At 33.6% G+C, this 17,323-nt stretch carries 22 protein-coding genes; 18 read left to right on the top strand and 4 right to left on the bottom strand.

Translation table 11 applies throughout. The features are described from left to right. Window positions 1–37: 37 nt before the first annotated feature. Window positions 38–784 (top strand): SDR family oxidoreductase, encoded by a 747-nt coding sequence (locus tag NST66_RS06640; RefSeq protein ID WP_033578533.1) that lies wholly within the window; start codon window positions 38–40, stop codon window positions 782–784. 111 nt (window positions 785–895) lie between these two features. Further along, window positions 896–1,282, top strand: a complete 387-nt coding sequence (locus NST66_RS06645) for a MerR family transcriptional regulator (RefSeq protein WP_033578534.1) — start codon at window positions 896–898, stop codon at window positions 1,280–1,282. A gap of 109 nt (window positions 1,283–1,391) precedes the next feature. Here NST66_RS06645 and NST66_RS06650 read toward each other — a convergent pair whose 3' ends face one another. Next, window positions 1,392–2,138, bottom strand: coding sequence for a phosphorylase family protein (locus NST66_RS06650; protein ID WP_033578535.1), 747 nt, complete (start codon window positions 2,136–2,138; stop codon window positions 1,392–1,394). Window positions 2,139–2,423: 285 nt separating this feature from the next. Here NST66_RS06650 and NST66_RS06655 point away from each other — a divergent pair, with 285 nt between their 5' ends. The 3 genes from NST66_RS06655 to NST66_RS06665 all read left to right on the top strand — a co-directional run bounded on the left by NST66_RS06655 (window position 2,424) and on the right by NST66_RS06665 (window position 4,410). After that, window positions 2,424–2,996: a GNAT family N-acetyltransferase gene (locus tag NST66_RS06655; protein WP_033578536.1), complete on the top strand. Its 573-nt coding sequence runs from the start codon at window positions 2,424–2,426 to the stop codon at window positions 2,994–2,996. 51 nt (window positions 2,997–3,047) lie between these two features. Beyond that, the gene (locus tag NST66_RS06660; protein ID WP_033578537.1) at window positions 3,048–3,497 is read left to right on the top strand and encodes a GNAT family N-acetyltransferase; all 450 of its coding nucleotides are present in this window, start codon (window positions 3,048–3,050) and stop codon (window positions 3,495–3,497) included. Between the two features lie 148 nt (window positions 3,498–3,645). Beyond that, entirely contained in the window at window positions 3,646–4,410 is a 765-nt protein-coding gene (locus tag NST66_RS06665; RefSeq protein ID WP_033578538.1) for a class I SAM-dependent methyltransferase, read from the top strand. A 96-nt stretch (window positions 4,411–4,506) separates the two neighbouring features. On the opposite strand, the gene NST66_RS06670 is transcribed toward NST66_RS06665, so the two are convergent. Continuing rightward, window positions 4,507–5,154, bottom strand: coding sequence for a YczE/YyaS/YitT family protein (locus NST66_RS06670; protein WP_033578539.1), 648 nt, complete (start codon window positions 5,152–5,154; stop codon window positions 4,507–4,509). A 113-nt stretch (window positions 5,155–5,267) separates the two neighbouring features. Here NST66_RS06670 and NST66_RS06675 point away from each other — a divergent pair, with 113 nt between their 5' ends. Both NST66_RS06675 and NST66_RS06680 read left to right on the top strand, forming a co-directional pair. Further along, the gene (locus NST66_RS06675; protein WP_013056339.1) at window positions 5,268–5,720 is read left to right on the top strand and encodes a MarR family winged helix-turn-helix transcriptional regulator; all 453 of its coding nucleotides are present in this window, start codon (window positions 5,268–5,270) and stop codon (window positions 5,718–5,720) included. A 19-nt stretch (window positions 5,721–5,739) separates the two neighbouring features. Beyond that, a complete protein-coding gene (locus NST66_RS06680) occupies window positions 5,740–6,267 on the top strand; it encodes a GNAT family N-acetyltransferase (RefSeq protein WP_033578540.1) in 528 nt (175 codons plus the stop codon). 295 nt (window positions 6,268–6,562) lie between these two features. Here the strand turns inward: NST66_RS06680 and NST66_RS06685 are convergent, their stop codons facing one another. Beyond that, window positions 6,563–7,144, bottom strand: coding sequence for a DUF2087 domain-containing protein (locus NST66_RS06685; protein ID WP_028413907.1), 582 nt, complete (start codon window positions 7,142–7,144; stop codon window positions 6,563–6,565). A gap of 317 nt (window positions 7,145–7,461) precedes the next feature. Between NST66_RS06685 and NST66_RS06690 the strand changes: the two genes are divergently transcribed. Continuing rightward, window positions 7,462–8,130 carry a type 1 glutamine amidotransferase domain-containing protein gene (locus NST66_RS06690; RefSeq protein WP_028413906.1) on the top strand — a complete coding sequence of 223 codons (669 nt, stop codon included), beginning with the start codon at window positions 7,462–7,464 and terminating at the stop codon, window positions 8,128–8,130. 121 nt (window positions 8,131–8,251) lie between these two features. Here NST66_RS06690 and NST66_RS06695 read toward each other — a convergent pair whose 3' ends face one another. Continuing rightward, window positions 8,252–8,446: a hypothetical protein gene (locus NST66_RS06695; protein WP_013056341.1), complete on the bottom strand. Its 195-nt coding sequence runs from the start codon at window positions 8,444–8,446 to the stop codon at window positions 8,252–8,254. Window positions 8,447–8,682: 236 nt separating this feature from the next. On the opposite strand from NST66_RS06695, the gene NST66_RS06700 reads away from it, so the two are divergent. The 10 genes from NST66_RS06700 (at window position 8,683) to NST66_RS06745 (ending at window position 17,312) form a co-directional block, all read left to right on the top strand. Then, window positions 8,683–9,147, top strand: coding sequence for a hypothetical protein (locus NST66_RS06700; RefSeq protein WP_033578541.1), 465 nt, complete (start codon window positions 8,683–8,685; stop codon window positions 9,145–9,147). Between the two features lie 45 nt (window positions 9,148–9,192). After that, on the top strand, window positions 9,193–9,555 hold the full coding sequence (locus NST66_RS06705) for a hypothetical protein (RefSeq protein WP_033578542.1): 363 nt from the start codon (window positions 9,193–9,195) through the stop codon (window positions 9,553–9,555). Between the two features lie 25 nt (window positions 9,556–9,580). Next, entirely contained in the window at window positions 9,581–9,775 is a 195-nt protein-coding gene (locus NST66_RS06710) for a DUF6980 family protein (protein WP_033578543.1), read from the top strand. Window positions 9,776–9,841: 66 nt separating this feature from the next. Beyond that, window positions 9,842–10,030 carry a hypothetical protein gene (locus NST66_RS06715; RefSeq protein WP_033578544.1) on the top strand — a complete coding sequence of 63 codons (189 nt, stop codon included), beginning with the start codon at window positions 9,842–9,844 and terminating at the stop codon, window positions 10,028–10,030. Window positions 10,031–10,420: 390 nt separating this feature from the next. Further along, entirely contained in the window at window positions 10,421–10,945 is a 525-nt protein-coding gene (locus NST66_RS06720; RefSeq protein ID WP_033578545.1) for a hypothetical protein, read from the top strand. An 82-nt stretch (window positions 10,946–11,027) separates the two neighbouring features. Beyond that, the gene (locus NST66_RS06725) at window positions 11,028–11,327 is read left to right on the top strand and encodes a hypothetical protein (protein WP_028413899.1); all 300 of its coding nucleotides are present in this window, start codon (window positions 11,028–11,030) and stop codon (window positions 11,325–11,327) included. Between the two features lie 717 nt (window positions 11,328–12,044). Beyond that, window positions 12,045–12,260: a DUF6366 family protein gene (locus NST66_RS06730; protein WP_034265158.1), complete on the top strand. Its 216-nt coding sequence runs from the start codon at window positions 12,045–12,047 to the stop codon at window positions 12,258–12,260. Between the two features lie 392 nt (window positions 12,261–12,652). Beyond that, window positions 12,653–13,324, top strand: a complete 672-nt coding sequence (locus tag NST66_RS06735; RefSeq protein WP_033578547.1) for an HAD hydrolase-like protein — start codon at window positions 12,653–12,655, stop codon at window positions 13,322–13,324. A gap of 797 nt (window positions 13,325–14,121) precedes the next feature. Beyond that, window positions 14,122–16,635, top strand: coding sequence for a PEP/pyruvate-binding domain-containing protein (locus NST66_RS06740; protein WP_033578548.1), 2,514 nt, complete (start codon window positions 14,122–14,124; stop codon window positions 16,633–16,635). A 101-nt stretch (window positions 16,636–16,736) separates the two neighbouring features. Beyond that, a complete protein-coding gene (locus NST66_RS06745; protein WP_230624616.1) occupies window positions 16,737–17,312 on the top strand; it encodes a TetR/AcrR family transcriptional regulator in 576 nt (191 codons plus the stop codon). Window positions 17,313–17,323 lie beyond the last annotated feature (11 nt).

The raw sequence follows: 17,323 nt of genomic DNA on the forward strand, positions 1-17,323 counted from the left end.
TAGAAATCAGTTAAAACAGAAAGGATGAATGTTTATTATGTCTAACACAAAAGGTAAAGTTGTCATTATTACAGGTGCTTCTAGCGGAATCGGCGAAGCAACAGCAAAAGAGCTTTCAGCAAAAGGAGCAAAGCTTGTTTTAGCAGCTCGTCGTGAAGATCGTTTGAAAGCATTACAAGAAGATATCAAAGCAAACGGCGGAGAAGCAATCTACAAAGTAGTAGACGTAACGTCTCACGAACAAATGCAAGAGCTAGCACAAGATGCGCTTTCAGCATTTGGACGTATTGATGTGCTTGTGAACAACGCGGGTCTTATGCCATTATCTCTTCTACGCAACCAAAAAGTAGATGAGTGGAATACAATGATTGATGTGAACATTAAAGGTGTTCTTTACGGAATCTCAGCAGTTCTTCCAGCAATGAGAGAACAAAAAGACGGACATGTGATTAACTTGTCTTCAGTAGCTGGACACGCAGTAGGTGCTGGAAGTGCCGTGTACAGTGCAACCAAATTTGCGGTTAAAGCGATCACAGAAGGTCTTCGTCTAGAAGAATCAGCTGGCGGAAGCAACATTCGTGCAACGAACATTTCTCCAGGAGCGATTGCAACAGAACTAAAAGAAACAATCACGGATACAGATTTAAAATTAGGTATCGATGAATTCTATAAAGGTGCGATTGAAGTAGAAAGCATCGCACGCGCGATTGCGTTTGCGATCGAAGAGCCAGCTGGTGTGGCAGTAAACGAAATGATCATTCGTCCTGTACATCAAGAATGGTAATTTGAGGATCCTATTAAGTCAAAAGTTGTCCAGAGAGTAACCTCACTCTTTGGACAGCTTTTTCTATTTGTACCATTGATACGCATATGAAGAAAATAGGAGTGAAATCACATGTCTTATACAATGAGAGACATGCAAGAAAAAACGGGGCTGTCTGCTCCTACATTGCGCTACTACGAAAAGGAAGGTATTTTACCCTTTGTTGAACGAAACGAACATGACCAGCGCCTATACACTGATCAGAATATTGAGTGGGTTAAGTTTATTTTAGCTTTACGCGCAACTGGGATGCCTCTTGCTGAAATCAAGCAATATGTAGAGTCATATAAAAAAGGCGAAAGTACAATCAGCGAACGTAGAAACATGATGCTTCAGCATAAAAAGAAAGTAGAAGCAGATATGTCGCAAACTTATCTCCACCTAGAACGAATTAATTATAAACTTGCCCTGTATGATACGTTGGAAGCTGGTTTAAACAATAAACAAATAAAAATTTAAATGCTGACAACAGAGAATCCTGTTTATAAACAAACTATAAAGGTGTTAAAAACTGCGAAACAAATAAAAGAAGATAACTGAATAGTTATCTTCTTTTATTTGTTCTATTTTAGTATGTACTGCTTAAATAAAGAGCCACATCGCGAATGGCTTTATCAGTTTCACTTTCTATTAACTCTCTGTCCTTTGTATACGAATAAAGAGTATCGCCGTGAAGAAGGTGGTCTGATAAATTCAACAAGCCCACAGCGCGCTTGTTGAATTTATGAGCAATCGCTAAAGTGGTAGCTGTCTCCATATCCACGCCGAGAAAATCTGCAAGTGACCATTCTTTTACCATATTATGCGTCTCCATAAGCATGGCACCCATACTGACCACATGTCCTTTAATATAGCTGTAGCCTTTTTGTTCACAATATCTGCAGGCGGCTTCCACTAGCTCTTTGTCAGCTTCTACAAGCGTTTGGTCTGGTAAATACCAGTGCGATACGCCGTCTTGCATTTGTGCTGCAGATACAATTAAAATATCTCCATATTGTATAGTGGAAGATAAGCCTCCAAAATATCCCGTTTGAATAAATAGATCGGTTCCGCTGCCGGCAAATTGATGTACGATGTTTGATGCCATTGGACTGCCGTACACATTCGCAAACCCTATATTTCTGTTTTTGAACTTACCTATCACCGTGTTCCATTTAGGCATATGAACATTGGTAGATAAAATCTCTTTCCATAAGCTTAGATTATCTTGGAATCCCCACTCACCATGAATAATAAATGCATTAGGCAGCTCTTTTTCTGATAGCTTTAATACGTTTAGCCAATCTTCTTTTTCAAAATCTCCGTACAGTTTCATATCGTTCTCCTTACTTTTTACATTTAGACTAGTTGGAGAAGAATTCTTCATTTCTATCTTTTATTCCTTTAATTTTTAAAACGAACAAATACAAAATAAATGACGGTTCTGATTTAGAAATGAAGAATTGCGTGCTTTTTTGCGTGTTTTTCGACAAATATTTATGACTAAAAAAGGAATTCACTAATAATAAAAGAACTTTTTTACTAACCATTATTTAAATTAGATAAAGCTGTGAGAAAAGATCCGTCCAGTTAATGAATGGATAAGAGGAGGGAATTACAGGTGTCACATCATTTTCCTGTCATTAAAACAAAAAGACTTGTACTAAGGGAAATTGTAGCAGAAGACGCAAGCAATATTTTAAAATACCTATCCGACAAAGAAGTAATGAAACACTACGGTCTAGAGCCTTTTACAACGGTTGAAGATGCTTTAAATGAGATTGCGTGGTATAAATCAATCTTAAACAAAAGATCTGGAATAAGATGGGGCATTACTCTTAAAGAACAAGACGACATTATTGGCAGCTGCGGGTTTCTTAATCGAGTTCATGACCATTACCGTACGGAAATTGGTTATGAATTAGCCAGAGACTACTGGGGAAATGGAATTGCTAATGAGACATTGGGCGCGGTCATAAAATATGGTTTTACACATTTTAACTTACGGAGAATCGAAGCTTTGATAGAGCCTGCTAATGCTGCTTCACAAAAATTAATAAAAAAGCACGGTTTTATAAAAGAAGGCCTATTAAGAAGCTATGAATTTACTTGTGGAAAATTTGATGATTTGTACATGTACTCTTTATTAAAACAAGATTTTGACAGGCTTCAACCACATGAAGAGAATATCTAGACATCGTTATTAAAAATACGAATAGCACAATGACAGATAAGGGGAAAATGTATGGCCCATTTTAATGTTGATATTGTTCACTATCATCCACAATTTGCTGAGGCAACGGTAAAAATGTGGAGAGATAGTAAAGAAAAAGCGATTGGACAAAAGGAAATGCACAGTTTTGACCGTCATATTTATTTTTTAGATCATATATTGTCAGCACACTATAAAGTTGAATTAGCGTTAATAGATGAACAAATAGTAGGAATGGTCGCCTATAACGCTGATGAAATTAACCAGCTGTACATTCATATAGATTATCAAGGAGGAGGAATCGGACAGCGATTGCTTGAAAGAGCCAAAACAGAATCAAATGGAAAATTAACATTACGTACATTTGAACAAAATAAAAACGCACAGCGATTTTACGAAAAACACGGCTTCAGTATTATAAAAAGAGGAGGTGAAAACGAAGAGAAACTACCCGATATTACATATGAATGGACAAATAAATGAAAAATACGTAATTCGGATGAAGGAGCGGTTATTTTGAATAAGTTAGCATATGAAACATAACAACGCTGCCTGTATGTTCGTGGCCCGCCTTTTACTAGTTTAGGATAGATGATTAATGCTGACTGACTATTAAAAGGAGGATTTTAACATGATAACGGACAAACATTTTTTAAATGCTGTAAACAATACAAATGTTGATTTTACTGGATGGGATTTTTCTATTATTACTCGTACTGGTCGTATGGATAGCGATATGCTTTCGTGGTCATACGGAAGTGAAGCTTTTCGCCTTATTCAAAACTCTAATGCTGCTTTAGATATGGGAACAGGAGGAGGAGAGTTTTTATCTTTGTTACAACCTTTTCCTCGCGTTATGTATGCTACCGAAGGATACAAACCTAACGTTCCAATCGCTAAAAAACGGTTAGAGCCATTTGGTGTCACAGTTGTTGAACGAACTGAAAACGAGAATCTACCGTTTAAAGATGGTACATTTGATTTAATTTTGAACCAGCACGAAGCTTTTTGTGCTTCTGAAGTGAGAAGGATTTTGTCTAAGGGAGGCATGTTTTTCACTCAGCAAGTGGGAGGGTTAGACTGTTCACGAATCAATGAATGTATAGGGGTTCCAATAAATAAAGAGTTTTGTAATTGGAATTTAAAGAAAGCAATAGAAGAGCTCCAACAAAGTTCTTTTAACATCATCTTTTGCAAGGAAGAGTTTCCTGTGCAGAGATTTTATGATATCGGGGCGCTAGTTTTTTATCTAAATGCAATTCCTTGGCAAGTTCCTAATTTTGATATAGAAACACATATTGGCGGATTGTATAATATCCATCAAATTATACAGTCTCAAGGGTTTTTCGACGTAGAACAACATCGTTTTATTATTAAAGCTGAGGCAAAAAAATAGAGTAATCACACACAGAAGGCGGATCTCTAACTGGAGATCCGCTTTTTGTGCATCAATGATGATTGTGCATGAAAACCATGATATAGACAGAATTAGTTACGTAATGGAACGTTTATGATCTTTAATATGATTTTTTAATGTATGAGATGTTGGTAATATGCAGTCTACTGCTTTTTGAATAATGGGCATAAAGAAATTAAGCAGCACGCCGCCTAAACACACGGTTAATAACGTTCCAACACCAATTGGTCCGTTTAAAAATATTGCAGCTAGTAAGAATGTGAGGTAAATAAATGTTCTTGAAAGAAATAAATTGGTTTTAGCTAGTTTTTGTATGATTAATGTTAAGCGGTCAATTGGAATAGGTGCAAAATTTGTATGTAAATAGGCTGAGGTTCCTACTCCTATAATGATTAAACCGATTCCGAAACAACATACTTTGCTGTACCAACTTTCGAACGTAATCCAATTCTTTAAGAAAAAAAGCCATATATCGATACCAAGACCTGTTATGAATGCCGTTAACAGTCCCAGTATTTCTGGCTTTTGTTTGCTTAAAAGAGAATTACCACAAATTAAAATACAGGCAAGTATAATCTCCCAGCTTCCAACGCTAAAACCTACGTTTAGTGACAGTCCAACCAACAGTGCATCAAAAGGTGAAGCTCCTAGGTTAGATTGTATCGTCAAAGCAATTCCAAGAGTTAATAGTAAAATTCCTCCTGCATAAACAACATACTTCACTGTCATCATCCTTTTTGTTATTTTTTGTTGCAAATGCAACTATTTTGAGATACATTAAATGTAGATTATTTTTATTGTATTTGCAACAAAAATATGTATAAAGGAGATATTTTATGAGTGAAATTCTGCGTGAAATTGGAATGATAGCAAGAGCATTGGATTCAATTAGTAATATAGAATTTAAAGAATATGACCTGACAAAAGGGCAGTATTTGTATTTGGTGCGAATATGTGAAAATCCAGGAATCATTCAGGAAAAGTTAGCTGAAATGATAAAAGTAGATCGCACAACAGCGGCTCGGGCTATAAAAAAGCTTGAAATGAATGGTTTTATTGAAAAGAAAGATGATCTCCATAATAAAAAAAATAAAAACCTTTTTCCTACTGAAAAAGGGAAGAACGTATACCCGTTTATAAAAAGAGAAAATGATTATTCGGATAAAGTGGCATTAGAAGGTTTTACCCAGGAAGAAGCAGATACCATTCTTAAGCTAGTTCAAAGAGTAAGAAAAAATATCGAAACAGACTGGGAGTTTGTCAAAAAAGGAAACAAGAGAAATTATTGATGATATAAAGGAGAGGCGTATGTCAGTGATGATGCATATAAAAAAGTGTATTCTTGAAGATGTATATGATCTTCAAGACGTTAGCTATAAAACGTTTTATGAGACATTTAAAGATCAGAATTCACAAGAAAATATGACAGCTTATTTAGAAAAAGCATTTACAATCGAACAGCTAGAAAAAGAACTATCCAATACGTCCTCGCAATTCTTTTTTATGTATGTTAATCATGAAATTGCAGGTTATTTAAAGGTTAATATGAATGACGCTCAGTCTGAAGAGATGGGGGAAGAAGCGCTTGAAATTGAAAGAATTTATATAGGTAACAGCTTTCAAAAACAAGGACTTGGTAAACATTTATTTAATAAAGCAGTAGAGATAGCAACGACATTTAATAAAAAGAAAATTTGGTTAGGCGTATGGGAAAAAAATAAAAATGCGATTGCTTTTTACAAGAAACAGGGATTTGTTCAAATTGGATCTCACTCATTTTATATGGGAGACGAAGAACAAATAGATCTCATCATGGTTAAAACACTTTTTTTATAGTTTTAAAAAATAAGGATTATTCACTAATTTAACTGGTAGAGGATAATCCTTATTGCATACAGAGACTTTATGCTTTTTTTCAAAGCAGATGCTTTTAGGGGAAGCAGTAAGCAAACTAATATGGTTGCTGTGCCAACACATAGGAGAATAAAATTAATGTCACATGCTTACCAAAATGTTGGCTTCTTTCATTTTGGAAATTACATTTTTACTTTAATTCTATTTGAAACAACACAAACTAATTAGACATATATCGAATTAGAAGGCTTAAAAAATGAACGTTTTTACGTCCACTTTAATAAATAACGGGCCACATCTCTTTCGGATTTAACTCGTATTCTCCATTTTGCCTATACATAAAATGCTGCATAATTAACTCTCTGCGAATCGTTGCATAATCTTCATGATATTTTTTAATATGTTCATTTAATTCTTTTTCTGGATACGTTTTTCCGTGCTGTAAATCACGTATTAAATAGGCTAATATTACGTTCTTTTTCTTTCTTTGACTTGGAATAATTTTTAAAGTACCGTCACTATTTATAAAGTTTTTAACAATAGATAATTTGTCTTTATCCTGTAAATGGTTGTCTTGATTTTCCATCGAATCCTCTCCAATACTTAAAATAGCCTTCGAGTTATATTCAAGTCTTTCAAGGTCTAGATAAAAATAAATAATGTTTCCTTGTCTTCTTTGATAAACAATTCCTACATCTCTTAGCTTTGAAATATGATGAGTAATAGTTGAAGGCTGTAACCCCAGTTTGTAAGCAATTGCTTGCCCGTGAAGAGGCCCTTTTTTTAATAGTGAAATAATTCTAATCCTGGTAGGATCACCAACGGCTTTATGATAATTAACCAACTTATCTAATTGCATAGCTTAATACCTTCTCCTTCTAATTCGATATACATCTAATTTGATATTAATCGAATTGGGTGTACATGTCAAAAAAATATTTAAAGTGAAGACTTGTCACACTGCATATAAAAAATCGGCTCCGTCTAATCTTTAAAGTGTAAAAAAGATCCTGCTTCTCTATATAATTCAACTATTATTTTCACCTGTTCTTTTTACTAGTAAGAAAAAGTTACCATGTTTTCATCAAATAATACCGGGGAACATATTCAAAGAGATAAATGAATTATTAATGATACATGTATGTAAATAATAAATGAAAAAGGAATGAGTAAATCATGGCAGGAAATTCAAAAGTTTTAATGGTTGTTACAAATGGGCATACGATGGAAAATGGAGAGCTTGCTGGAATTTGGCTTACAGAATTCTCTGAAGCATATTTAGAATTTAAAAAAGAAGGATACGAAGTAGTCGTAGCAAGTCCAAAAGGCGGAAAATCACCTGTGGATCCTAACAGCTTAACAGATGATGTGACGGACGAAGACAAAGAAGCAGGAAAACTTTTAGAGAATACAAAATCATTAGCTGAAGTAAGTTCACAAGAATTTGCAGGTATGTTTGTACCTGGAGGGCACGGAACAATGTTTGACTTTCCAGACGATACGCACTTACATCGTTTGCTAACAGAATTTGCTGAAGACGACAAGCTAATTGCAGCGGTATGCCACGGACCGGCAGCTCTTGTAGGCGGAAAGCTTAAAAACGGTGAGCCGATTGTAAAAGGAAAACGTATTACAGCGTTTACTGATTCAGAAGAGAAAGATACAACGTTAGATAAATACATGCCGTTTCTTCTTGAAACAAAGCTTCGTGAGCTAGGCGCCGAGTTTATTGCAAAAGATAATTGGAGCGATCATATTGAAGTAGACGGAAAGCTTTTAACAGGACAAAATCCGCAGTCTACAATCAGCCTAGCAAAAGAATTTGTGCGTGCTTTAAACGCGTAAAAGTATGTATAGCCTTAATGGGGATGTCTCATGAGTGTTTGAGACATCCCCATTTCTTTAGGGTGAAATAAAATGAGAATTAAGGAAAACAAAAAGGGCGGCTATCTAAATAGCTGCCTTTTTATTTATTAGAAGATTTATTTCTGAAAATGTATGTAGTAATTCCTGTCACAATGATAACAGCCACAATACAAATGATCAGACGAACAATCTGTGTCACAAAAATATTATCTGCAATACTCATGTGTTTCGTTAGAATTAACGTTCCATAAGCAGCTAAAACAGATAAAAACATATTGACGATTCGTTGAGCCATGTTGTCGTTACTCCTTTCATTCCACTACTTTACACTTTAACATATGTATTCACTGTAAAAAATATCGAATTACAAGTATGTCAGAAAATCAGCACTCTCGTAAAAGATTCCACACGTAAGGAAGTAGCTGATATCATATTAGTTATGACGACTAAACGCAGTTCAGAGAAGGAAATGAGCTTTCTTTAGTCGAATTTAACATGCTTATATTCTTTTTTTAGATAGGTGGGAAAAGCTTGTTTGATAAATTGAAAAAGCTATTTATGGATAAACAGGGTCAGGAAGCAGATGACAAATACATTCTAGTCCCTGAGAGTGAAATAAATGAGAATTTAAAAAGAGAGATAGTGAAGTTGGAAGAAGTAGGAGAGGCATACAGCGAAAGTCTTCAGCACAAATATAGAAATAAATTTGAACATGATGGTAAGCAGAACTTAAAAATATGGGTGTGTCGAGATATTGATGGCGACCAACTACCAAATCTAAGTTCGGAGCAGTGTCTAGAAAAAGAATATCGTTCCCAAGTTGCGATAAACTTTGATGGATTTACAGATGAAGAAGATGCATACGTTCATTACCTTCAATTATGGTATTACTTTGGTGGGTATTTTAAAGGGACAGGTGCTTTGTATGATTTGTCAAAAAATCATTTAGAAACAGATATTGAAGAAAAGTTAGAAGAATTACTGAAACAGCTATAACCTTTTAGCATAGAGATTATGTGTTAGCACACAGGGGGAAGGAAGATGAGGGGTCGTCCAGAGTTAGAAATAGAAAGGGAAAAAGTTTATAAAACGAAAAAAAATCCTAACGGAACATTTATAGCGCGAATTATTCAAGTGCCTAAGGAAGGAAATATGTTAGATTTCATGTTGGAAATCAAACACTTAAGGAAAAAGGAACTTACTTATAAAAATCTATTAGTAACGACTGAAAACGGGTATGATTCTTTTCGTCTTGCTAGAGGAGATCTGAAATGGGTATCTTTGCATACAGTAGCTGTGTGGGACTGGTTGGGACATAAATTAGTTGAGGTAGCAGCCCCAACCGGTAAGGAAAATTATCGTATTTCAGATGACCACTGTTCAGCTTACCGAGAAAAGCAATAATGACGATATAGTAAGGAGCAAACGAATGAAAAAGCATTGCTGCGATTATATGAATTATCATGTGAACTTTACGTGTGATATTCATAGTGATCCATTTGAGTGTCCAGATAATCTTATCTTATTTGATAAAACGAACAAGGAATACGGTTTAATTATCCATGATGGTGGCTCATCCACTATTGGGATTTCATTTTGTCCATGGTGTGGTGCGGAGCTATGAACTAAGAAATGAAGAGGTATCTTTTGCTTAAGAGATCCTCTTCACTCTTGGAATGGGGGATTATACTTGATCTTACGTTATCTAGCTATGTTATCAGGATTGGGAATAGCTTTATTAAACCTTTTTGACCCTTTACATCAAGGGATTACGCGCTGGTTAATGGTTATCTGTGGCTTGTTGATTTTTATTAGCCATTTAAAACTCATCGTAGATAAGAAGTCAAAAAGAACAGATAATCAAAATAAGACCTACTAATAAGAGTTTCTTTTGACTTAGTACTATTGATAAACGGTGTTATGTAAACGAAAAACTTACTGAATATGTAGTAAAGAAATAAACGAGAGAATTATATGTTATAATAATCATAAATATCCAAATAAAGGAACTTTGTGTTGTTATGAATCGTAAATTTAATTCTCTATTTATCATCTATCCTATCGTTTTCTTTGTAGTGCGTACTGTTTTTTCTTTTGTGAAAAATAGCGCTGCGGAATCTGTCTATGAGACGTTAGCTATACTTGCCATGTATTACTTTGCAGTTAGTGTTTTCTATTCGATTGACTTGTATAGGCAAAAGAAAAATAGTTAATAGATTAAAAATGCCGAGAGTCAGAGTAAAAACAAACGATATAAAGGAGTCTAACAGTGCGCATTAAGAATTATTTTTTGTTTATCTTTCCACTCATTTTACTATTAGTAGCTAGCTGTGATCCATCTTTTACGCCTAAAGAAAAATACTATTCAAGCACCAAAAGCACAAACCTTGAATTAGAAAACGTTAAATCAGTATCAATAGGCAGTTCTAAATATGACGTAGCAATTGGTTTGAAGAAGAAACCAAAATTTATAGAGGTTACAGAGCAGCCTCCGTATACTACCTACATTTACGGAAAAAGTACAGAAAAGTATGATGTTGAATTTAAAATTGTAGATAATCAAGTCAGCAGATATGACTTGATTAGTAACAAGTATGCTACAGAGAAGGGAATACATACTGGTGACAGCAAACAAAGTGTCGTTAGGGCATATGGTAAAAATTATTACGAAAGAGAAGATACCGGAGCAACAATAATAGGGTATTTTGATAAAACTCATAAACTCAATATTGAGTTTTCTTTAGATGATAAGGACAAAGTTGGAGGGGTTTTGGTTCAAAAATTAAATAATTAAGATGAGTAATGATCATTTGTTTGCAAAATGAAATATATTGACTAGTAAATTTCAAATAATAGTAATAGAGGAGAATATGCTGATGCTTGGGGAAACATTTACATTATTAAGGCCTATTTATTACCTGATCGCAGTTTTTTCAGTATGCAATTTGGTGTATATAATTTTCTTGAGAAATAAAGTCAAAGCAAGTAGTTATGTAATCGTCAATTCTTTTTTCTTTTTAATAATTGCAGCAGCCTTATTGTTTCAAGAAGGCATCATTGTAGATGAATTTAATCGTTCAGGTGATTCTGTAACCTTTTATTTAACGATGTTATTGGGCTTTTTGTTTATAGCTAGTTTCATTTTTCAAAGAAAGAAAATGAGAGATAAAAATTGAAGTAAATAAATATAATCATGTTTGCTGTAACTTTCAATATTTGCTCTTTTATGTAAATTGAGTGTTAGGGCGACCAATCTACAACAAATAAAGGGAAAGGATTTTTCTATTGAGCAACTTTATTAAAGTAGTACCGTCAACTTTTATACTTCTCTACATAGTATTCTTCTTTTTAAATATTTCGTATCGTTACGGTGTTTCTTATTTATACAGCTTTTTTCTTTTTTTGTTTTTGTCGTTAATATCTGTAGTTTTATGTTTAGTAATATGGTTTAAGAATAAGGAACGTCTTTTTCTATTTTTGACCGTCGTTTCAATCCTCCAACTTATGTTTACTGTTTTTATTTATCTTTTACCAGAAGCAGGAACCAAACCATTGATCTATGAAAAAGCAATTATAAAAGAAGAGGTTTTAAATAAATAAGCTTACACAAAAAAACTTCAAGAATGTGTATCTAGTATAAGGCTATTAAAGAGATCCCCTTAAATAAAGAGGATCTCTTTGATGTAGGTGTTTGTAATAGTAATTATATTAACTAGAGCTGTATACTTTTTCATTAAAAAGCGTTGTTTCATACTTATTAAAAAAAGAAATGTGTACAGTTAGTTGAGGAAAAGAGATCTGTCACTATAGGTTTCTTTCTTTGTTTCTAAAAAACCATTATTTTATATTTTAACCATAATATGTTATAATGTTTTAAAAATGGTGGTGTGACAATGAGCGAAGATAAAGAAACACCTGAAAGAAGAAGAGAGAGATTAAAACACGAAGAGGTAAAAAGAAATCCAGCTGGGAATATGAACGATGCATTTAATAGAAATGAAGCTGGAAACTTATCTGGTTTAGCAGGCAGCTTAGGATGGAAGGGTCTTGGTGTACTTATTACTGTAATGATTATAGGTTTTATCATTGCGTCACTATTTTTAAAATAATATCAGGTTTATAAATTAAGAGTACTGGAGGCGCTTTTTTGAAAAACTATGCAGTGTTTATTGGTAGTTTTATATTGTTGCTATTTGCTTTTCAAATTGTTTCTAATCTATTTCTTACACTTACATATGTACCTGAGACTTCACAGCACTTGAGTAGCTCAACGGTCAGTATTTTTTCTGTTAATTATCCATTTTTAAGTTCGATTATAGCGGCCACTTTTTCATTTATTATTTCAAACAAAGTATGTAAAGTTAAGAAGAGTACCTATAAATAAGTAGGTGCTCTTTTTGTGCTGAGAACAGTGATTACTATTTTTAATAAATTACATATTCCTTTTTATGGTATTGTATATAGATACGTATTAAATACTGTTGAAAGAGGGAGATACTTAATGTTGCAATCACTAATCTTTGATATGGATGGAACGCTGTTTCAAACAGATAAAATTTTAGAATTATCACTTGATGATACCTTTAACCATTTGCGTACACTCAACCAGTGGAATACTAGTACTCCTGTTGATAAGTATCGTGAAATCATGGGTGTACCGTTACCCAAAGTATGGGAAGCTTTATTACCTACTCATTCAGGTGAAATAAGAAAGTATATGAATGACTATTTTTTGAAAAGCTTAGTTGAGAATATAAAAAAAGGCAAAGGCGCTTTATACCCTAATGTAAAAGATGTCTTTAGCTATTTAAAAGAAAATAATTGCTCCATTTACATAGCAAGTAACGGTTTGAAGGAATATTTAGAAGCGATTGTAGACCATTACGATTTGGATAAGTGGGTAACAGAAACATTTAGTATTCAACAAATCCAAACGCTCGATAAAGGAGATTTAGTCAAAACGATTATAAAGAAATACGATGTAAAGCACGCAGCAGTAGTGGGAGACCGTCTATCGGATATCAATGCTGCAAAGGATAATGGTTTAATGGCGGTGGGGTGCAATTTTGATTTTGCTCAAGAAGCTGAGCTTGCGCAGGCTGATGTGGTAATAGATGATTTAATGGAGTTAAAAAGGATTGTATCTAACATAAATAGTAGTTTGTCAGTTTAATAGACTGATCCTCGTACATAACCATTATAGATGGTGAATGTCTCAATTTTATTAAGAAAATAAATTTTTTATATGCATGTAAAAGGATAGGTCTTTAAAGGGCTATCCTTTTCGTTTACCTTACAGTATTGGAATCCACTTGATTTTTTAAATCTTCACTGCAGTTTCTGCTCCGTCAATGAACTCACACATATATAGACTTAAATCTACTGAAGTTGAAACATAAGTAATGAGCGGTTCCCCTGCAATTTAAAATGTTTACATAATCTTTTCTTGTCATTAATAAATGGTTTACAATACTGAGCTATGCTTAGGTTAAGATTTCCAAAATAGTTTTATATTAAAAATAATTCTATGAGAAAGGAGATTTTTGATCATGACTTCGCATATGACTCGTAAATCTGATAGCGCTCACTTATACATTAGAGGATATAAGATAAAATTGACACTCAGCCAGTGGAAGCTTGTAAGCACTCAGAGATAATGGTTAACCCAACTATAAAAGAGGAAAACCTCCATCTTAATTTAGATGGGGTTTTTTGCATTTCTTTTAGTAACCTTTTAATTGATTAACTATTTAGACTTTATAATAAAAAAGACTAATAAAAGTTAAAAAATGTAATAAAAAAGAGGAATATTATTTAAGTGAAATTAAAATAAAGCACAACTAAATATGCATTTTTTAAATGTTTTACCATTTTTTATTGACCATAAAAATTTAAAAGAATTAAAATAAATATAAAGTAAGTAATTACTTACATTTTTAAAATTAATTTGTGGGAGGATGAATATTTTTAATGTATAGCTTAAGTTTTCAAAAGGTGGACGAGGCGAATGAACGAGTTGGAGCAAAAGCTTTAAACCTTATAAAAATGAAAAGAAAAAATTTACCGATTCCAGATGGGTTTGTTATTCAAACAGAAGCTTTAAAGCGATATATCGAATGGAACGGGATTGATCGTCAAACGGATAATATACACGAGAGAATTTTACACGGGGAAATTCCTATTGAAATTGAATCAGATCTCATAGAGGCATTTCGAAACCTAAAGTGCTCTTATACATCGGTAGCTGTTCGTTCATCATCTAGTGCTGAAGATTTAGAAGGTGCATCTTTTGCTGGCCAGTATGAAACCTATCTTAATGTGAAAAGTACCGAGGATTTTTTGAGTAAAGTGAAAGCGTGCTGGGCCTCATTTTTTACTGAAAGAGTCGAACAATATACTCAAAATATGTATGCTAATTTTGATGAAGTTTCAATGGCAGTTGTTGTTCAAGGGTTAATTCAGTCCGAAGTATCGGGAGTGATATTCAGTCAAAATCCTGTCACTCATAATACAAAAGAAATGATGATTAATGCCAGCTATGGATTAGGAGAAGCCATTGTATCGGGCTTAGTAACACCTGATGTTTACCTAGTTAATAAACAAACTTTTAAAATAGAGAAAGAAAAAGGGCTAAAGGAAGTAAAGATAATTCCACGTGCTGAAGGCGTTGAAGAAATCGAAACAACGGAAGATGAGCAGCAAAGGTTTTGTTTAACAGACGAGAAAATCATTGAATTGGCCGAAATAACAAAAGAAGTAGAAGCTCTTTACCAACATCCCGTAGACATAGAGTTTGGGGTTCAAGACAATCAAGTATATCTATTACAGGCAAGAGCTATTACCACATTAACAGAGGCCAAAGAATTAACTCCTTTCCAAAAAGATATATCTTTAAGTTTCGACGATATGGAAGAGTTTTGGATTTTAAATGACACAAGTTTTTCTCATGCTGTTAGTCCTTTGTACGCTTCATTTATTATTCCGGCATTTTCTGAAGGAACAGCTGCTAGTTTTAAAAAATTAAAGTTTATGTTTAATAGACTTAATTTAAAACTTTATAAAGGTCATATCTATACAAAAATGGAGCCTTTTAAAGGAGATTCTAATAAAAGATTCCAAGAAAATAAAGAATTGATGGAAGGTATTTATCCAATCCTAACAAAACGAATGAATCAAATGATTACGGAACAATTCTTGCCTTACTATAACAAATTAAATAGTTTTACCTATGAAAGTCTAACCCTTCAGAGAGGAAAAGAGATTCTTCAAAGTTTAGCTGATTTTTATAAAGTGGCATATGATCTGCATTTTGATATTGTTATGCCTCAAATGTCTCTAAATACTATAGTTGAAGAATACTATAAAAACCTTACAAATAAAAAATCCGGACATGATGTTTATGAGCTATTGACCGGAAAAATGAACAAATCGTTGGAAACGGATCAGGAGCTTTCTAGACTTGCTTTAACAGTGAAAAGAGATAGTGAACTTACTGAAATTTTTCAAGAAGAATGCACAGAAACTTTATTAAAGAAATTAGAGGGAAATAAAGCAGCAAAAAGCTTTATGGCTGAAGTAGATACTTTTCTAAAACAGTATGGATATCGAAACGTTGTAAGTCATGATTTTGTAGGAGAAACTTGGCTAGAGAAGCCTCTTCACGCATTATCGATTATTCAAGGATATGTTAAAGACAATTACAACTTTGATGAGAATTTCAAACAGACGGTCAAGAAACGTGAACAGAACTATAATGAATTCCTGGAACAGATAGCGGATAGCAAACACAAAGAAGAATTTAAAAAATATTATCAGTGGGCATTAGATGCGTCCGTTATAAGAGATGATCATCATTTTTATATCGATGCAATGTTGGATGCAAAAGCTCGTTTATTCCTACTTAAGCTAGGTAATTTACTAGTTAATCATCATGTTTTTCTAGTGAAAGAAGATATTTTCTTCTTATATCTTGATGAACTAGAGTCTCTTTTAGAAAATCCAGTAGACATGACCCAATTAATTGAGAAACGTAAAGAAGAACATGTAGAACATGAGCAAACGTCTAATTTACCTAGATACTTCGGAGTCCCTGAAGCAGCTCAGCTGAAAGAAGCTGAGAAATATATGGGAGCTATTGAGGAAGATGACGCGAACAGCGAACATTCTTTTAAAGGATTAGCCTCTTCTTCAGGAGTCTATACCGGAAAAGTAAAAGTTATTTCAAGCACAAAGGAATTTTACAAGTTAGAAAAAGGGGACGTTTTAGTATGTAAGACCACTACTCCACTTTGGACTACTTTATTTCAAACTGCGGGGGCTGTTATCACCGACGCTGGAGGTATTCTTTCTCACTCGGCAATAATTGCACGTGAATATGAAATTCCTGCAGTAGTTGGTACGAAAATAAGTACGGATAAGCTAAAAGATGGCGATATGGTTATGGTCGATGGTACGAATGGAATTGTCACGCTTTTAAATGACTAAATGATTCTCTTCGCTTCTATTTGACAACAGCTCTTTTTCCTTTATATACTGCCTAATGGAAAGTAAATACTTACATTCAGGAAGCATAAAGGATGATTAACATGAAAAAAGATGAAACAAAAAAGAAGATAACAAAAGCTACAATAGAACTGCTTAAAGAAAAAGGCTATAAAGGTACTACCACTAGAGAAATTGCAGAGCAAGCTGGCGTTAATGAATTGACGGTTTTTCGCCACTTTGGCAATAAAGAAGGCATTATTCAAGCTATTGTCAAAACAACAAGCTTTTCACTTGAGATTTTTGATAAATCAATTGAATGGGAGCTTGAAAAAGATTTGACGAATTTCGGTTACCTGTTACTAAAAGACTTTGATAATAACCGAGACATGATTTCAATTGCTTTAAAAGACCCCTTAATTTTCTCACAGGCGCACGAGGAAATTATAAAAAAAATTAATGATACGAAAAAAATATTAAAAGAATACTTTGAAGAAATGCAAAGGAAAGGATATATCAAAGAATTAGATTGCTGCACACAAGCAGAGATTTTTCTAAGTACGTATTGGGGATATTTTATGTATAAACTAAATTTTGGAGACAAAGCCTTACATGCGGATTATCAAGATATGATAAAAAACAGTATAAAAACGTTTGTAAAAGGAGTTTCTCTCCATTAAAAGGAGGCAAT

It is taken from the genome of Priestia sp. FSL W8-0524 (assembly GCF_038005965.1).
GTDB lineage: Bacteria > Bacillota > Bacilli > Bacillales > Bacillaceae_H > Priestia > Priestia zanthoxyli.